At 70.0% G+C, this 14,758-nt stretch carries 13 protein-coding genes; 7 read left to right on the top strand and 6 right to left on the bottom strand.

Annotated features, from left to right (window positions below; translation table 11 throughout):
* The first annotated feature begins 4 nt into the window (after positions 1-4).
* Together D0Z60_RS05970 and D0Z60_RS05960 are read left to right on the top strand one after the other, a co-directional pair.
* Positions 5-943, top strand: coding sequence for a DUF2336 domain-containing protein (locus tag D0Z60_RS05970; protein WP_162888105.1), 939 nt, complete (start codon positions 5-7; stop codon positions 941-943).
* Positions 936-2,270, top strand: a complete 1,335-nt coding sequence (locus D0Z60_RS05960) for a PAS domain-containing sensor histidine kinase (RefSeq protein WP_162888104.1) — start codon at positions 936-938, stop codon at positions 2,268-2,270. Before D0Z60_RS05970 ends, D0Z60_RS05960 begins: the two co-directional genes overlap by 8 nt.
* Here D0Z60_RS05960 and D0Z60_RS05955 read toward each other — a convergent pair.
* Together D0Z60_RS05955 and gltX are read right to left on the bottom strand one after the other, a co-directional pair.
* Positions 2,267-3,553, bottom strand: coding sequence for a citrate synthase (locus tag D0Z60_RS05955; RefSeq protein ID WP_118857395.1), 1,287 nt, complete (start codon positions 3,551-3,553; stop codon positions 2,267-2,269). The two genes, D0Z60_RS05960 and D0Z60_RS05955, sit on opposite strands and share 4 nt — an antisense overlap.
* Complete coding sequence (gene gltX / locus D0Z60_RS05950) at positions 3,550-4,962, bottom strand: glutamate--tRNA ligase (protein WP_118857394.1); 1,413 nt, start codon at positions 4,960-4,962, stop codon at positions 3,550-3,552. The genes D0Z60_RS05955 and gltX overlap by 4 nt, the downstream gene beginning before the upstream one ends.
* 30 nt (positions 4,963-4,992) lie before the next feature.
* On the opposite strand from gltX, the gene D0Z60_RS05945 reads away from it, so the two are divergent.
* Positions 4,993-7,194 carry a ComEC/Rec2 family competence protein gene (locus D0Z60_RS05945; protein WP_118857393.1) on the top strand — a complete coding sequence of 734 codons (2,202 nt, stop codon included), beginning with the start codon at positions 4,993-4,995 and terminating at the stop codon, positions 7,192-7,194.
* On the opposite strand, the gene D0Z60_RS05940 is transcribed toward D0Z60_RS05945, so the two are convergent.
* Genes D0Z60_RS05940 through D0Z60_RS05925 form a run of 4 tightly spaced genes read right to left on the bottom strand, consistent with a single transcriptional unit; the run spans position 7,137 to position 10,725 of the window.
* A complete protein-coding gene (locus D0Z60_RS05940; RefSeq protein ID WP_118857392.1) occupies positions 7,137-7,487 on the bottom strand; it encodes a VOC family protein in 351 nt (116 codons plus the stop codon). The genes D0Z60_RS05945 and D0Z60_RS05940 overlap by 58 nt on opposite strands.
* 2 nt (positions 7,488-7,489) lie before the next feature.
* Positions 7,490-8,140, bottom strand: coding sequence for a transcriptional repressor LexA (gene lexA / locus D0Z60_RS05935; protein ID WP_118857391.1), 651 nt, complete (start codon positions 8,138-8,140; stop codon positions 7,490-7,492).
* 57 nt (positions 8,141-8,197) lie between these two features.
* A complete protein-coding gene (locus tag D0Z60_RS05930) occupies positions 8,198-8,773 on the bottom strand; it encodes an anthranilate synthase component II (RefSeq protein ID WP_118857390.1) in 576 nt (191 codons plus the stop codon).
* Entirely contained in the window at positions 8,773-10,725 is a 1,953-nt protein-coding gene (locus D0Z60_RS05925) for a peptidylprolyl isomerase (RefSeq protein ID WP_162888103.1), read from the bottom strand. The genes D0Z60_RS05930 and D0Z60_RS05925 overlap by 1 nt, the downstream gene beginning before the upstream one ends.
* Positions 10,726-10,806: 81 nt before the next feature.
* Here D0Z60_RS05925 and tpiA point away from each other — a divergent pair, with 81 nt between their 5' ends.
* From tpiA to trxB, 4 genes are all read left to right on the top strand, one after another.
* Positions 10,807-11,559, top strand: a complete 753-nt coding sequence (gene tpiA, locus D0Z60_RS05920) for a triose-phosphate isomerase (protein ID WP_118858462.1) — start codon at positions 10,807-10,809, stop codon at positions 11,557-11,559.
* 32 nt (positions 11,560-11,591) lie between these two features.
* Positions 11,592-11,930 carry a preprotein translocase subunit SecG gene (secG, locus tag D0Z60_RS05915; protein ID WP_118857388.1) on the top strand — a complete coding sequence of 113 codons (339 nt, stop codon included), beginning with the start codon at positions 11,592-11,594 and terminating at the stop codon, positions 11,928-11,930.
* A 70-nt stretch (positions 11,931-12,000) separates the two neighbouring features.
* Positions 12,001-13,635, top strand: coding sequence for a CTP synthase (locus D0Z60_RS05910; protein ID WP_118857387.1), 1,635 nt, complete (start codon positions 12,001-12,003; stop codon positions 13,633-13,635).
* A 31-nt stretch (positions 13,636-13,666) separates the two neighbouring features.
* Positions 13,667-14,632 (top strand): thioredoxin-disulfide reductase, encoded by a 966-nt coding sequence (gene trxB, locus D0Z60_RS05905; RefSeq protein WP_118857386.1) that lies wholly within the window; start codon positions 13,667-13,669, stop codon positions 14,630-14,632.
* The last annotated feature ends 126 nt before the right edge of the window (positions 14,633-14,758 follow it).

The raw sequence follows: 14,758 nt of genomic DNA, 5'->3' as shown, positions 1-14,758 counted from the left end.
CCGCTTGGCCACCGTTCGGCGCGATTTCTTCCTCGATCCGGTCGACCGCCTGACCGAGCAGGAACGCGCGCTGATGCTCGCCATGCTCGGCGATTTCGTCGCCGGGCTGGCGGCCGAGATCGCCGCCGCGGCCAATTCCGGCTTCGCCATGCCCGATCTCGCGCCGGTCACTGCCGCTCTGACCTCGTCCGGTCAGCTCGACCGGCCCGGGCTGGTGTCGCTGATGCTGCGCCGCGCCGACGAGCACCGCATCGCCGTCGCCTTCGCCGGTCCCGGCGGGCCGCGCGCGCTGCCGATGCTGTCACGTCTGGTCGGCGATTCCGACCCGGCGGTGGCGGCCGCGGCAATGGCGCTGGTCGTCGCACGCGGACGCCGCCGCGACGGCTTCGGCCAGCCGCGAATCGAGCTCAGCGATCTCGATCCGGCCGATGTTGCGCCATTGGTCCATGCGGTCGCTGCCGCGCTCAGCCCGTCCGGCGTGGCCGAAGCGCGCTTCGCCGCCGCCGCAGCCAACATAGCGACCGCGGCCTGCCCGGCGGACTCGCTCGACCAGGCGGTGGCCTCCCTGGCCGACGCTTTGGTCCGCTCGGACCGCGATTCCGAACGGCTGATCGAGGATTCATCGGGCGAGGGGGAAGCCGCGCTCGCCGCCCACCTCATCGCCCGCCGCTCCGGAATCACACCGCAAGCCGCGTGGGACCATCTGCTCGACGCCGGGGAGGGCGGGTTGGCCCTGCTCGCCCGAATGGCCGGGCTCAGCCGCAAGGCTGCGGCGCGGCTGATTGCCGACTTCGGCTCGACCATCGGCACCGCTTCGGTCGAGGACGAGATGGCGCGCTTCGACGGGCTGGAGGACGAGGAGGTCGCCGCCCAGCTCGCCCATTGGCGCCTGCCGCGCGACTTCCGAATCGCCCGAACCCTGCTCGGCTACGCCCATGGCTAGCGCGGCGGGCGAGGGCAATTTGGTGTGCGGCCGGGTCGATCCGACCGGCCGGCTGGTCGAGGCCGACCAGATGCTCGGCCGGCTCCAGCAGGAGGCCGGCGCCGAGGTCGGCCAGCGGCTGATGCTGCCCCAGCTCGCCGCGGTCGCCCGGCTGGTGCGCAAGCTCGGCATCGCGGTCGCCCGCCCGGCGGTCGTCGCCGGGCGCGACTATGACGTCGAATTGTGGGTGCGCGGCGAGCCCGATGGCGACGATGTGCTGCTGACCATCGAAAGTTGGCGCCGCCGGCCGCCGCAGGGCGCTCGGCTCGAGCAGGCGGTGCGCGGCGAGGAATTGCTGCCCACCCCGCGCGGCGAATGGGCGACCGATGCCGATCTCCGAGTGACCGAAATGTCGAGCGACCTCGCCGACCTGCTCGGGGTCGGAGCGGGCGATGTCGCCGGCCAGCCGCTGACCCGGCTCCTGCGGCTGGTCGAGGGCGAGGACGGCGAGATGCCGCTGCTCACCGCAATGGCCGCGCGTACGGCCTTCTCCGGCCAGTTGGCGACGGCCCGCTCCGCCTCGGGCACCAAGCTCACGCTCGACGGCGAGCCGATCACCGGCGCCGACGGCAGCTTCGCCGGCTACCGTGGCCGCGCCGCGCCCGAAGCGAAACCGGTGCCGGCCGCTGCCAATGAAAGCGGCAACGCCGCGCTCGGCATCGATCCCGCGCTCGACCATGCCCTGCGCTCGCCGATCGACCGCATCATCCGCGCCGCCGACGACATCGCCGGGCGCATGGAAGGCCCGCTGCGCAGCGACTATGCCGCTTATGCCGGCGACATCGCTGCCGCCGCACGCCATTTGCTATCGGTGATCCGCTCGATGGTCGACCAGCCGCCGCAGGCCGGCGCGACGATCGATCTTGCCGCGCTGGCCGACGAGGCGATCGGGCTGGTCGAGGCTCAGGCCGAGGACAAAGGCATCATGCTCGCCCGCTCCGGCGCAGGGCGGCTCGACGCTGCCGGCGACCGCCGCGCGGTGATCCAAATCCTGGTCAATCTGCTCGGCAATGCGGTGCGCCATTCGCCGGCGGGAAGCACCGTCACCATCGGGCTCGCCGCCGGGACCGATTTCGCCTCGGCAACGGTCAGCGACGAGGGGCCGGGCATCGCACCGGTCGACCAGGAACGGATCTTCGAGCGGTTCGAGCAGGCCGAACAGGGCGGCGGTGCCGGCCTCGGCCTGGCCATCGCCCGCCGCCTCGCGCGCTCGATGGGCGGCGACATCACGCTCGTCAGCACCCTCGGCGAGGGCGCGCGCTTTACTTTGAGCGTGCCGCTCGCCTAGCGCTCGCCGAGCGGGACATAGTCGCGCTGGGTGGCGCCGACGTAGAGCTGGCGCGGGCGGCCGATCTTCTGCTCGGGGTCGGAGATCATCTCGTTCCACTGCGCAACCCAGCCGACCGTGCGGGCGAGGGCGAACAGCGCGGTGAACATCTCGGTCGGGAAGCCGATCGCGTTGAGGATCACGCCGGAATAGAAATCAACGTTGGGGTAGAGCTTCTTCTCGATGAAATATTCGTCGCTGAGCGCGATCCGCTCGAGCTCGCGCGCGACGTCGAGCACCGGGTCGGAGATGTTGAGCTCCTTCAAGACCTCCTCGGCGGTTGCCTGCATGACCTTCGCGCGCGGGTCGTAATTCTTGTAGACGCGGTGGCCGAAGCCCATCAGCCGGAACGGATCGTCCTTGTCCTTGGCGCGGGCGATGTAGTCGGGAATGCGCTTCACGTCGCCGATCTCGCGCAGCATGTTGAGCGCCGCCTCGTTGGCGCCGCCGTGCGCCGGGCCCCACAGGCAGGCGATCCCCGCGGCAATACAGGCGAACGGGTTGGCGCCCGACGATCCGGCAAGGCGGACGGTCGAGGTCGAGGCGTTCTGCTCGTGATCGGCGTGGAGGATGAAAATCCGCCGCATCGCCCGCTCGATCACCGGGTTGACCTCGTAATTTTCGGCCGGGACGCCGAACGTCATGCGGAGGAAGTTGCCGGTGTAGCTGAGGTCGTTCTTGGGATAGATGAACGGCTGGCCGATGCTGTATTTGAACGCCATCGCCGCGATCGTCGGCATCTTGGCGATCAGCCGGTGCGAGGCGATCAGCCGCTGGGTCGGATCGGTGATGTCGGTCGAATCGTGATAGAAAGCGCTGAGCGCGCCGACCACGCCGCACATGATCGCCATCGGGTGCGCATCGCGCCGGAAGCCCCGATAAAAAGTCGACAATTGCTCGTGGAGCATGGTGTGGCGGGTGATGGTGTAACTGAACTGGTCGAGCTCGGCCTGCTTGGGCAAATCGCCGTGGAGCAGCAGATAGGCCACTTCCATGAAGGTCGATTTCTCGGCCAGCTGGTCGATCGGATAGCCGCGGTGGAGCAGGATGCCCTGATCGCCGTCGATATAGGTGATCGCGCTTTGGCATGAGGCGGTCGAGGTGAAGCCGGGATCGTAGGTGAACTTGCCGGTCTGCGCATAGAGCTTGCGGATATCGACCACTTCGGGGCCGACCGAGCCGGGCAACACGGGATAGGAAAAGTCGCCGCCTTCGGTGGTCAGCTTCACGGTCTGGTCGGTCATTCACTTGGCTCCACGAACTGGTCGGCGATGCGCCCGAGGCTCTCGTCGCGGCCCAGCAGGGCGAGCACGTCGAAAATCCCCGGCGAGGTCGTCTTGCCCGTCAGCGCCGCGCGCAGCGGCTGGGCGAGCTTGCCTAGCTTAAGTCCTTGCGCCTCGGCAACCTTTCGCACTGCAGCATCGGTCGAATCCAGAGTCCATTCACCGAGCGCGGACAGCTCGTCATGCGCCACCTTGAGGTGCGCGCGCGCTTCGCCGGTCAGCAGCTCGGCGGCCTTCGGTTCGATCGCCAGCGGTCGCTCGGCGAACAGGAAGGCGGCGCCGTCGGCTAGCTCATTGAGGTTATGCGCCCGGGCCTTGAGCTCCGGCATCGCGCGCAGGAGCAAGGCGCGCTGGTCGAAGTCGAGGCCGAGCCGGGGTACGACGAGGTCGACCAGGCGGCCGTCGTCGGCCTCGCGGATGTAGTGCCCGTTGAGATGTTCGAGCTTCTTCACGTCGAAGCGCGACGGCGACTTGCCGACATGGCCGATGTCGAACCATTCGACCGCCTGTTCGCGGCTGATGATCTCGTCGTCGCCATGCCCCCAGCCGAGCCGGAGGAGATAATTGCCGAGCGCCTCGGGCAGGATGCCGAGCTCGTCGCGATAGGCGTCGACCCCGAGCGCGCCGTGGCGCTTGGAGAGCTTGGCGCCGTCGTGACCGTGGATCAGCGGCACATGGGCGTAGGCCGGCTCGGGCCAGCCCATGGCGCGGATGATCGCCAGCTGGCGGAAGGCGTTGTTGAGATGGTCGTCGCCGCGGATGATGTGGGTGACGCCCATGTCGTGATCGTCGACCACCACCGCCAGCATGTAGGTCGGCGTGCCGTCCGAGCGCAGCAGGACGAAGTCGTCGATCTCGGCATTGGCGACCGTGACGCGGCCCTGGACGAGGTCGTCGATCACCGTCTCGCCCGCGCGCGGCGCCTTGATGCGGACGACGGACGGCTGGTCGGCCGGACCGTCGGCGCGGTCGCGCCATTCGCTGTCGATCCGGAACGGGCGGCGCTCGGCCTGGGCCGCGGCGCGGCGCTCGGCCAGCTCCTCGGGGGTGAGGTAGCAGCGATAGGCCGCGCCGGCCTCGATGAGCTGGTGCGCGACCTCGGCATGGCGCGCCTCATATTGCGACTGGAAGTGCGGCTCGCCGTCGCCTTCGATGCCGAGCCAGGAGAGGCCGTCGAGGATCGCGTCGATCGCCGGCTGGGTCGAGCGTGCCTTATCGGTATCCTCGATGCGCAGCAGATATTTGCCGCCGTGGTGGCGCGCAAACAGGTAGTTGAACAGCGCCGTGCGCGCTCCGCCGATGTGCAGATAGCCGGTCGGCGACGGCGCGAAACGGGTGACGACGCCGTCGATTTTGGCACTTGCGCCCAAGCCTGATTTCCCCTTGTCTGCCCCGGCCGGATGAACGAGGTGAGCGCCCCTAACATAGAGGTCGCGCCGCTGGAACCGGCGCCGCGACGCATTTCGCTCGCCCCGCTCCTCACTGCCGCCGCGCGCTTTGAGCGCTTCCTCGAGGCCGAGCGCGGCCAGCTGCCCTTGTGGTTCGTTGCCGCGGTCGGCGCGGGCATTGCCGGCTGGTTCGCCCTGCCCGGTCCTGGCGGATGGATCGGGCTGCTGTGTCTTGCCGCAGGCCTGGCGGCAACCGGCCTGGCCCTCCCGAGATCGCGCGGGGCTCGCGCCCTGCTGTGGCTCGGGATCGGGCTGGCGCTCGGCTGCGCCTTGGTGTGGACGCGCTCGGAGCGGGTCGCCGCGCCGCGGCTCGAGCGGACCATGATCACCGAGCTGACCGGTACCGTGACCAAGGCCGAGACGCTCGCCGCCAAGGGCGACATCCGGCTCACCGTGCGCCCCGACCGCGACACCCTGCCGCCGCTGATCCGCCTGTCGCTCGATGCCGAGGATGCGCCCGAGCGCCTCGGCCCCGGAGCGACGATTGCCGCCCGAGCACGTCTCACTCCGCCGCCGCCGATGGCGCTTCCCGGGGGCCACGACTTCGCCCGCGACGCCTGGTTTCGGGGCACCGGCGCGGTCGGGCGCGCGCTCGGGCCGGTGCGGGTCGTCACGCCGGCCAGTGGCAGCGGCATGGCCGAGGTCCGCCGCCGCCTCGACGCCCATATCCGCAGCCAATTGCCGGGCGCGAGCGGGACCATCGCCACCGCACTCGCCACCGGCGACCAGAATGCGGTGAGCGAGGCTGACGCCGAGGCGATGCGCCGCTCCGGACTCACCCACCTCCTGTCGGTCAGCGGGCTGCACATCGCCGCGGTGGTCGGGGCGGCGATGCTGCTCACCCTGCGCCTGCTCGCGCTCAGCCAGCCGCTGGCGCTGCGCCTCAACCTCGTGTTGGTCGCCGCCGCGGTCGGCGCGCTGGCCGGGATCGGCTACACCTGGCTGACCGGGATGCAGGTGCCGACGGTGAGGAGCTGCATCGCCGCTTTGCTGGTGCTCGGCGGGATTGCGCTCGGCCGCGACGCCATCAGCCTGCGCCTCATCGCGGTTGGCGCCTTGCTGGTCATGCTATGGCGGCCCGAGGCGGTGGCCGGCGCCAGCTTCCAGTTCAGCTTCGCCGCGGTCACCGCGATCGTCGCCTTTCACAGCCTGCCAGTCGCCCGCCGGCTGCTAAGCGCGCGCGACGATCCGTGGCCGCTGCGGCTCGCGCGCACGATCATCTCGCTGCTGCTCACTGGCCTGGTGGTCGAGCTCGCGTTGATCCCGCTTGCGCTCTACCATTTCCACAAGGCGGGCCTCTACGGGGTTGCCGCCAACATGGTCGCGATCCCGTGGACGACCTTCGTCATCATGCCGGCGGAGGCGCTGGCCCTCCTGCTCGACTCGCTTGGCCTCGGAGCACCGGCGTGGGCGGTGGCCGGCTGGGCGATCGACCGGCTGCTCGGCCTGGCCCATTTCGTCGCCGCGCTCGACGGCGCGGTCGCCACCCTGCCGGCGATGCCGCAGGCCGCCTTCGCTCTGTTGGTCGCCGGCGGGCTCTGGCTATGCCTGTGGCACGGCCGAGTGCGCGTGCTTGGCCTGCTGCCGTTCGGCCTCGGCGCCATCTGGGCCGCGGCCGCTCCTACCCCCGACCTGCTGGTCAGCGGTGACGGGCGCCACCTCGCGCTGGTCGAGGACGGCGTGCCTTTTCTGCTGCGCGAGAAAAGCGGCGACTTCACCCGTTCGATCTTCAGCGAGGCGGCGGGCTTCGACGGTGACGCGCTCGGCCTCGCCAGCGGCCGCCGCGCCCAGTGCAGCCGCGATTCCTGCGTCGGCGCGATTGAGCGCGACGGCCGGCGCTGGACGTTCCTCGTCACCCGCACCGCGCACCGCATGCGCTGGGACGAGCTGACCCGGGTCTGCGCAAGCGTCGACATCGTCGTCTCCGATCGCTGGCTGCCGCGCGGCTGCGTCCCGCGCTGGCTCAAGCTCGACCGCCAGGCGCTCGCCCGGACCGGCGGGGTCGCCATCCATCTCGGCGAGCATCCGTCGATCGCCAGCGTCGCCGAGGAGACCGCCGGCCACCCGTGGGCGCCGCGCCCGCCGCCGCCGCGCGCTCAGTCCGCGGAGGTGGCCCACACGGCGAGCTCGTTGCCGCCCGGATCGATGAAGTGAAAGCGCCGCCCGCCGGGGAAAGCGAAGATCGGCCGCGCGATCGTCCCGCCGGCACCGGTCACCGCCGCGAACGCCGCTTCGAGATCGTCGACCCGGATGACCGGCAGCGGTGCCGACAACGCCTCGGCCGGGTCGCCGCTCAGCCCGACATCGGTGACTCCATTGCCGGTCGCCGAATAATCCGGCCCGTAATCGATGAATTCCCAGCCGAATGCCTTGCCGTAGAACGCCCGGGTCAGCTCGTGCGCCGTCGCGCTCGGCAATTCGACATAGTCGATCCTGGCGCCCGCCACGCCTAGTAGCGCCGGATCAGGCCGGCCAGCCGGCCCTGGATGCGCACCTGATCGGGACGATAACGCTGCGGCTCATACTGGCGGTTGGCGGGGTCGAGGCGGATCATCTGCCCCTCGCGGCGGAAGGTCTTCAGCGTCGCTTCCTGCTCGTCGATCAGCGCCACGACGATCTCGCCCTCGCGCGCCGTATCGACCTTGCGGATCAGCGCGAAGTCGCCATCGAGAATGCCTTCCTCGACCATCGAATCGCCCGACACCTCGAGCGCATAATGCTCGCCCGGCCCGAGCAATGCGGCCGGCACCGAGAAGCTCTCGCTGCCCTGCAGCGCCTCGATCGGCGTGCCCGCCGCGATCCGCCCATGCAGCGGAATGTCGATGCTGTCGTTGGCCGCGACCGGAATCGCGCGCGGCTGCGGCGCCGGAGCGCTCGGAGTGCTGACCTCCGGCACGCGCAGCACCTCGAGCGCCCGCGCCCGGTTGGGCAGCCGGCGGATGAACCCGCGCTCCTCGAGCGCCGAAATCAGCCGGTGCACCCCCGACTTGGACTTGAGCTCGAGCGCCTCGCGCATCTCGTCGAAGCTCGGGCTTACTCCACCTTCGGCCAGGCGCGCGTTGATGAAGGTGAGGAGTTCGTGCTGCTTGGCGGTCAACATGGCGTCACCCCTGCGGTGGAACGAATGCGGAACGTGTATCGAACGGGAGGGGCCCCGTCAACCGCACGCGCGGACGAACGCGGCGATCAGTTCGCGGCCATGCGCCGAGGCTACGCTCTCGGGGTGGAACTGGACGCCGTGGGCCGGCGCTGCGAGGTGGCGAAGCGCCATCACCACCCCGTCCTCGCTCCACGCATTGGCGACCAGCGGGGGCGAGGGGCTCTCCGCGGCGAGCGAATGATAGCGCGTCGCGGCCATCGGCGAGGGAAGGCCGGCGAACAGCCCGCTGCCGTCGTGCCGCACCTGCGCGACCTTGCCGTGAACGGGCGCGACCCGCATCACCTTGCCGCCGCACGCTTCGCTGATCGCCTGATGGCCGAGGCACACGCCCAGCAGCGGCCGGCGCTCGGCGATGCACGCGGCCGCCAGCGCGACCGAGATGCCGGCTTCCGCGGGGGTGCCCGGCCCCGGCGAGATCATCAGTCCGTCGAACGGCCCGCCGAGCGCCTCGCCGACCGTCAGTGCGTCGTTGCGCACCACCGTCACCTCGGCGTCGGCCGAGCGCAGATAGTCGACCAGGGTGAAGGTGAAGCTGTCGTAATTGTCGAGCGCGAGGATCCGCGCCCGGGCCATCAGCTGCCGCCGCCGAGGATTCGCCGCCGCGCCGCGGCGATCGCCTCGGCATTGCGCTCGACCCCGACCGACTGCTCGATCGCGCGGGTGAACTGCTCGGCATATTCGCCGGCCATAGGCTGGACGAACTCGGCCTGCAGCCGTGACACCAGCCCGGGCTGGAGCGTGACGTCGCCGGGCACGATCTTGACCACCTTGACCAGGGCGAACCCGCCGCCTTCGGGCCGAGCGACCATCCGGCTGCGGCCCTCGGCCAGGCTGAACATCATCCGCAGCGCCGCCGGGACCTGCTGGCCGAGCTGGGCGAGCTGGATCCGCCGGACGCTCTCGCGGCGCGGGGCGGGCAGGGCCACCCCGGCATTGGCCGCCTTGAGCGCGTCGGCCATCGTCGCGCCCTTGGACAGCGCCGCCGCGGCGCGGGCCGCAACGGCGCGCGCACGGGCGGTCGCCTCGCGCATCTTCCAGTCGCGGACCGCCGCGGTCCGAACTTCCGCAAGCGGAGCCGGCGCGGCGGGGATGATCTGGTCGACCCCGACCAGCACATAGCCGGCGTCGCCGCCGAGCGCCTCGACCACCGGGTCGTCGCCCTGGCCAAGCTCGAACCCGCCGCGCAATGCCGGCGCCAGTTCGGGCGGAAGTTTGAAGCCGGGCTGGCTGCGAGCGGTCCCGGCCGCGGTCAGCGCCGGGGTGCGGGTCGGCGTGATCCCGGTCCCGGCCAGTGCTTCGGCGAAATTCTTGCCGTCGGCGATGCCGTCCTCGATCCGCGCGATGAGGTCGGCCAGCGCATCCTTGCGCTTGTCGGCCGACAGCCTGGCCGCGATCTCGCCGCGCGCCGCCTCAAGCGACTTGCCGCCGACCTCCTGGATCGAATCGACCTTGGCCACCGTCCAGCCGAGCGGCGAGCGCAGCGGCCCGACCACGGCGCCGGCCTTGACGCTCGGTGCGAACACCGCGTCGGCCACGGCTTTGCTCGTCAGCGACTGATATTGCTCGCGGCTCTGCGCGCCGATCGCGATGTCGGCGGCGGCGAAGCCGAGCGGCTTGGCGGCCTCGGCGAACGATTGCCCGCCGCGCAGCTTGGCGGCCAGCGCGTCGGCGGCCTGCTGCGACGGCAGCACCACCTGGCTCAGCACACGCCGCGAGCTGGCGCCGTAGGTCGCCTGGTTGGCGCGGTAATAATCGACGATTTCCTTGTCGGTGGCGGCGACGTTGGCGACCGCGCTGGGATCGATCCGGGCGAGGTCGAGCACGCGCTGCTCAGGCACCGTGTAGCGCGCGAGATTGGCGCGGTAGAAGGTCTGCAATGCCTGGTCGCTCGGGTCGCCGAGCGCGGCCATGAACGGCTCGATCGGGATCTGCGCGATGTCCGCCTCGCGCTGCTCCAGCTGCATCGCCGCATAGGGCCGCGCGATTCCGACCGGGATCCGTGGTTCGGCGGCGGCCGGCGCAAGCATCAGCCGGTTGATGATCATGCGCTCGATCTCGGCGCGCAATTCGCCGTCGGTCAGCCGCGCCTGGGCGAGGAAGCGGTTGTAGGCGTCCTGGCTGAACCGCCCGTCGAGCCCGCGAGTCTGGGGCAGCCGGGCGATCTCGGCGTCGATCAGCCGCTTGGAAACGACGATGTCCTGGCCCGCGGCGAATGCCGCCAGCGCCTTCTGCTGGAGCAGCGAGTTGAGCAGCGGCTCGAATTCGCCCGCGAGCGCGGAATAATCGGCGTTGGGGTTCTGCTGGCGCACTTCCGCCAGGCGCCGCTGCAGCTGCGCGCTGAATTCGCGCTCGGTCACTTCCTGCTTGCCGGCCTTGGCCAGCGTCGAAGATTGCCCGGCGCCGCCGAAGCCGGTCACCGAATTGATGTCCTGAAGCGCGAAGCCGAACAGGATGACGACGAAGAACAGCAGCATGATGATGGTGCCGACCATCGTTTTCGACAGGCGGCGGACGGAGGAGATCATGGCGGTCCTGGCGGTTGAAAATGCTCGCCGCCGCTTTAGGGGCGAGGCCTGACAACGGCAAGTCGAACAGGGGATATGTATATGACACGCGGCAAGCTGGTGGCCGGCAATTGGAAGATGCACGGCCTGGCGGGCGATCTCGACGCGGTCCAGGCAATCGCCGAGGGCTCGGCGGCGCATCGCGGGGTCGACGTCGCGCTGTGCCTTCCGGCGACCCTGATCGAGCGCGCCGTCCGCGCCTTGCCGGGCTTCGCGATCGGCGGGCAGGACGTTCACGCCGAGGCCAAGGGCGCGCACACCGGCGACATCTCCGCGGCGATGCTGCGCGATTGCGGCGCCACGCTGACCATCGTCGGGCACAGCGAGCGCCGCGCCGACCATCACGAAAGCGACGTGGCGGTCCGCGCCAAGGCCGCCGCCGCGCTCGGCTCCGGGCTCGACGTCGTCCTGTGCGTCGGCGAGAGCCGCGAGGTGCGCGAGCGCGGCGACGCGGTTCCCGTCGTCCGCGCCCAGCTCGCCGCCTCGCTGCCCGACTGGCCCGGCGACGCGCGCCGGCTGGCAATCGCCTACGAGCCGATCTGGGCGATCGGCACTGGCCTTGTCCCCTCGATCGAAGACGTCGCCGCGATGCACGCCGCCCTGCGCGACGAGCTCGCCGGTGCCTACGGCGAGCCTGGCCAGGGCGTGCGAATCCTCTACGGCGGTTCGGTCAAGGCCTCCAACGCGGCGGAAATCTTTGCCGTCGGTGATGTCGACGGCGCGCTGGTCGGCGGCGCCAGCCTCACCGCGGCGGATTTCCTCCCGATTGTCGCCGCCGCCGCCGCCGCCGATTGAACTTCCGGCCCTCCGCGTCTATCTCGCCGCCCATGTTCACCTTCCTGCTCATCGTCCAGACCCTGATCGCCGCGGCGCTCGTCACCGTCATCCTCATGCAGCGCAGCGAGGGCGGGGGCCTTGGCGTCGGCGGCTCGTCGTCGGGCTTCATGACCGCGCGCGGAGCAGCCGACTTTTTGACCCGCTCGACCGCCTTCCTCGGCGGCGCCTTTGTGCTGATGTCGATCGCGCTCGCCGCGGTGGCCGGCTCGAGCCGCCAGCCGACCACGGTCGACACCTCGCTGGTCAACCAGTCCGCTCCGGCCAGCCCGGTCGTCCCGGCGCCGCAGCAGCCGGCCCAGGACGCCCCTGCGGTGCCGCTCGCCCAGTAAGTCTTTTTTCGCGGCGCGTTGATTCGCGCGCTTGCCAGCGGCCGCCAACCATCCCTAAGGCCCGACTCCCATGGCGCGGTTCATATTTGTCACCGGCGGCGTGGTCTCCAGCCTCGGCAAGGGTTTGCTCGCGGCGTCCCTCGGGGCGCTGCTTCAGGCGCGCGGGTTCAAGGTCCGGATCCGCAAGTTCGATCCCTATCTGAACGTCGATCCGGGGACCATGAGCCCCTATCAGCACGGCGAGGTGTTCGTCACCGACGACGGCGCCGAAACCGATCTCGACCTCGGCCATTACGAGCGCTTCACCGGCGTTTCGGCGCGCCAGAGCGACAACATCACCTCGGGCCGGATCTACCAGGGCATCATCGCCCGCGAGCGGCGCGGCGACTATCTTGGCGCCACCGTCCAGGTCATCCCGCACGTCACCAACGCGATCAAGGACTTTGCGCTGGCCGACACCGACGGGCTCGATTTCGTGATCTGCGAGATCGGCGGCACGGTCGGCGACATCGAGAGCCTGCCGTTCGTCGAGGCCATCCGCCAATTGAAGAACGACCTCGGCCGCGGCCAGTCGTGCTTCGTCCACACCACGCTGGTGCCTTATCTCGCCGCGGCCGGCGAGTTGAAAACCAAGCCGACCCAGCATTCGGTGCGCGAGATGACCAGCTACGGGCTCCAGCCCGACGTCCTGCTGTGCCGCGCCGAGCGGCCGATCCCGGAGGCCGAGCGGGCCAAGATCGCCTTGTTCTGCAACGTTCCCGCCTCGGCCGTGATCCAGGCCCTCGACGCGCGCTCGATCTACGACGTGCCGCTGCAATATCACGGCGAGGGCCTCGACGACGAGGTGCTGCGCGTGTTCGGGATCGACGACGCCCCCGCGCCCGATCTCGCCCGCTGGCGCGACATCATGGACCGGGTCGACCATCCCGAAGGCGAGGTGACGATCGGCGTGGTCGGCAAATATGTCGGCCTCCAGGACGCCTACAAGAGCCTGCGCGAGGCACTGACCCACGGCGGCCTCGCCAACCGCGTCAAGGTCAACATCCGCTGGATCGACGCCGAGGTGTTCGAGCGCGACGACGTCGATCTCGCCGCAGAATTGGAGCCGCTCCACGGCGTGCTCGTCCCGGGCGGCTTCGGCGAGCGCGGCAGCGAGGGCAAGATCGCCTCGGTCAAGTTCGCCCGCGAGCGCGAGGTGCCGTTCTTCGGCATCTGCCTCGGCATGCAGATGGCGTGCATCGAAGGCGCCCGCAACACCGCCGGGATCGCCGCCGCCTCGACCACCGAATTCGGCGAGACCAGCGAGCCGGTGGTCGGCCTGATTACCGAATGGATGGGGCCCGAGGGCCTCCAGAAGCGGAGCGCCGACACGGATCTCGGCGGGACCATGCGGCTCGGCGCCTATGACGCGGTGCTCGGCCACAACAGCAAGGTCGCCCAGCAATATGGCGCGACCGAGATCAGCGAGCGCCACCGCCACCGCTACGAGGTCAATGTCCACTATCGCGACGCGCTCGAGAAGGGCGGCCTGATCTTCTCCGGCCTGTCGCCCGATGGCGAGCTACCCGAGATCGTCGAGCGCCCCGACCACCCGTGGTTTATCGGAGTCCAGTTCCACCCCGAGCTCAAGAGCCGCCCGTTTGACCCGCATCCCCTCTTCAAGGGCTTCATCGCCGCCGCCCTCGACCAGTCGCGGCTTGTGTGATGCAGCCTGCTTGCCCATCTGAGGCCCGGCCATGACCAATATCGTTTCGACCCGCCTGCTCGTCCTCGGCTCCGGTCCGGCCGGGCTGACCGCCGCCATCTACGCCGCGCGCGCAGGCCTTGCCCCGGTCGTCGTCCAGGGCATTCAGCCCGGCGGCCAGCTCACCACCACCACCGATGTCGAGAATTACCCGGGTTTCCGCGACGTCATCCAGGGCCCGTGGCTGATGGAGGAGATGCAGGCCCAGGCCGAGCATGTCGGCACGCGCATGGTTTGGGACCATATCCACGACGTCGATCTCACCCGCCGCCCGTTCTTGCTCAAGGGCGACAGCGGCGAATATCACGCCGACACCCTCGTCATCGCCACCGGCGCCCAGGCGCGCTGGCTCGGCCTGCCCTCGGAAGAGCGGATGAAAGGCAAGGGCGCCTCGGCCTGCGCGACCTGTGACGGCTTCTTCTACCGCGGCAAGAAGGTCGCGGTGATCGGCGGCGGCAACACCGCGGTCGAGGAAGCGCTCTACCTCACCAACCACAGCCAGGACGTCACCCTGATCCACCGCCGCGATTCCCTGCGCGCCGAGAAGATCCTCCAGGACCGCCTGTTCGCCAATCCGCACATCAAGCTGATGTGGGACAGCGAGGTCGCCGAGTTCGTCGGCGGCGGCGATCCCGAGGTACTGGTCGGGCTCGACGTGCGCAATGTGCGGACCGGCGAGGTCAAGCGGCTCGACGTCGATGGCGCATTCGTCGCCATCGGCCATTCCCCGGCGACCGAGCTGTTCGCCGGCAAGCTCGAGCTCGATAGCGACGGCTATATCGCGGTCGAAACCGGCTCGACCCGAACCAGCGTCGAGGGCGTGTTCGCGTGCGGCGACGTGATGGACAAGATCTACCGCCAGGCGGTGACCGCCGCCGGAACCGGCTGCATGGCCGCCCTCGACGCCGAGAAATTCCTCGCCGCCCAGGAATTCGCCGAGCTCGAAGCGGCGGAGTAGTATCGCTCCAGCCAGATTCGTCATGCCAGCGAAGGCTGGCATCCATGCCTCACGGTTACTCCAGACCGAGCGGCATGGAACCCAGCCTGCGCTGGGGCGACGGCGAAAGGACCCTTGCGCTCTTCC

It is taken from the genome of Sphingomonas mesophila (assembly GCF_003499275.1).
In the GTDB taxonomy this organism is placed as follows: Bacteria; Pseudomonadota; Alphaproteobacteria; order Sphingomonadales; family Sphingomonadaceae; genus Sphingomicrobium; species Sphingomicrobium mesophilum.
This window is presented reverse-complemented; position numbering and strand designations above follow the sequence as displayed.

Bases quoted from the DNA above. Each gene is read 5' to 3' on its own strand.
- D0Z60_RS05960 (WP_162888104.1), top strand. From the start codon at position 936: ATGGCTAGCGCGGCGGGCGAGGGCAATTTGGTGTGCGGCCGGGTCGAT.
- D0Z60_RS05955 (WP_118857395.1), bottom strand. From the start codon at position 3,553: ATGACCGACCAGACCGTGAAGCTGACCACCGAAGGCGGCGACTTTTCC.
- D0Z60_RS05945 (WP_118857393.1), top strand. From the start codon at position 4,993: ATGAACGAGGTGAGCGCCCCTAACATAGAGGTCGCGCCGCTGGAACCG.
- lexA (WP_118857391.1), bottom strand. From the start codon at position 8,140: ATGTTGACCGCCAAGCAGCACGAACTCCTCACCTTCATCAACGCGCGC.
- D0Z60_RS05930 (WP_118857390.1), bottom strand. From the start codon at position 8,773: ATGGCCCGGGCGCGGATCCTCGCGCTCGACAATTACGACAGCTTCACC.
- D0Z60_RS05925 (WP_162888103.1), bottom strand. From the start codon at position 10,725: ATGATCTCCTCCGTCCGCCGCCTGTCGAAAACGATGGTCGGCACCATC.
- tpiA (WP_118858462.1), top strand. From the start codon at position 10,807: ATGACACGCGGCAAGCTGGTGGCCGGCAATTGGAAGATGCACGGCCTG.
- secG (WP_118857388.1), top strand. From the start codon at position 11,592: ATGTTCACCTTCCTGCTCATCGTCCAGACCCTGATCGCCGCGGCGCTC.
- D0Z60_RS05910 (WP_118857387.1), top strand. From the start codon at position 12,001: ATGGCGCGGTTCATATTTGTCACCGGCGGCGTGGTCTCCAGCCTCGGC.
- trxB (WP_118857386.1), top strand. From the start codon at position 13,667: ATGACCAATATCGTTTCGACCCGCCTGCTCGTCCTCGGCTCCGGTCCG.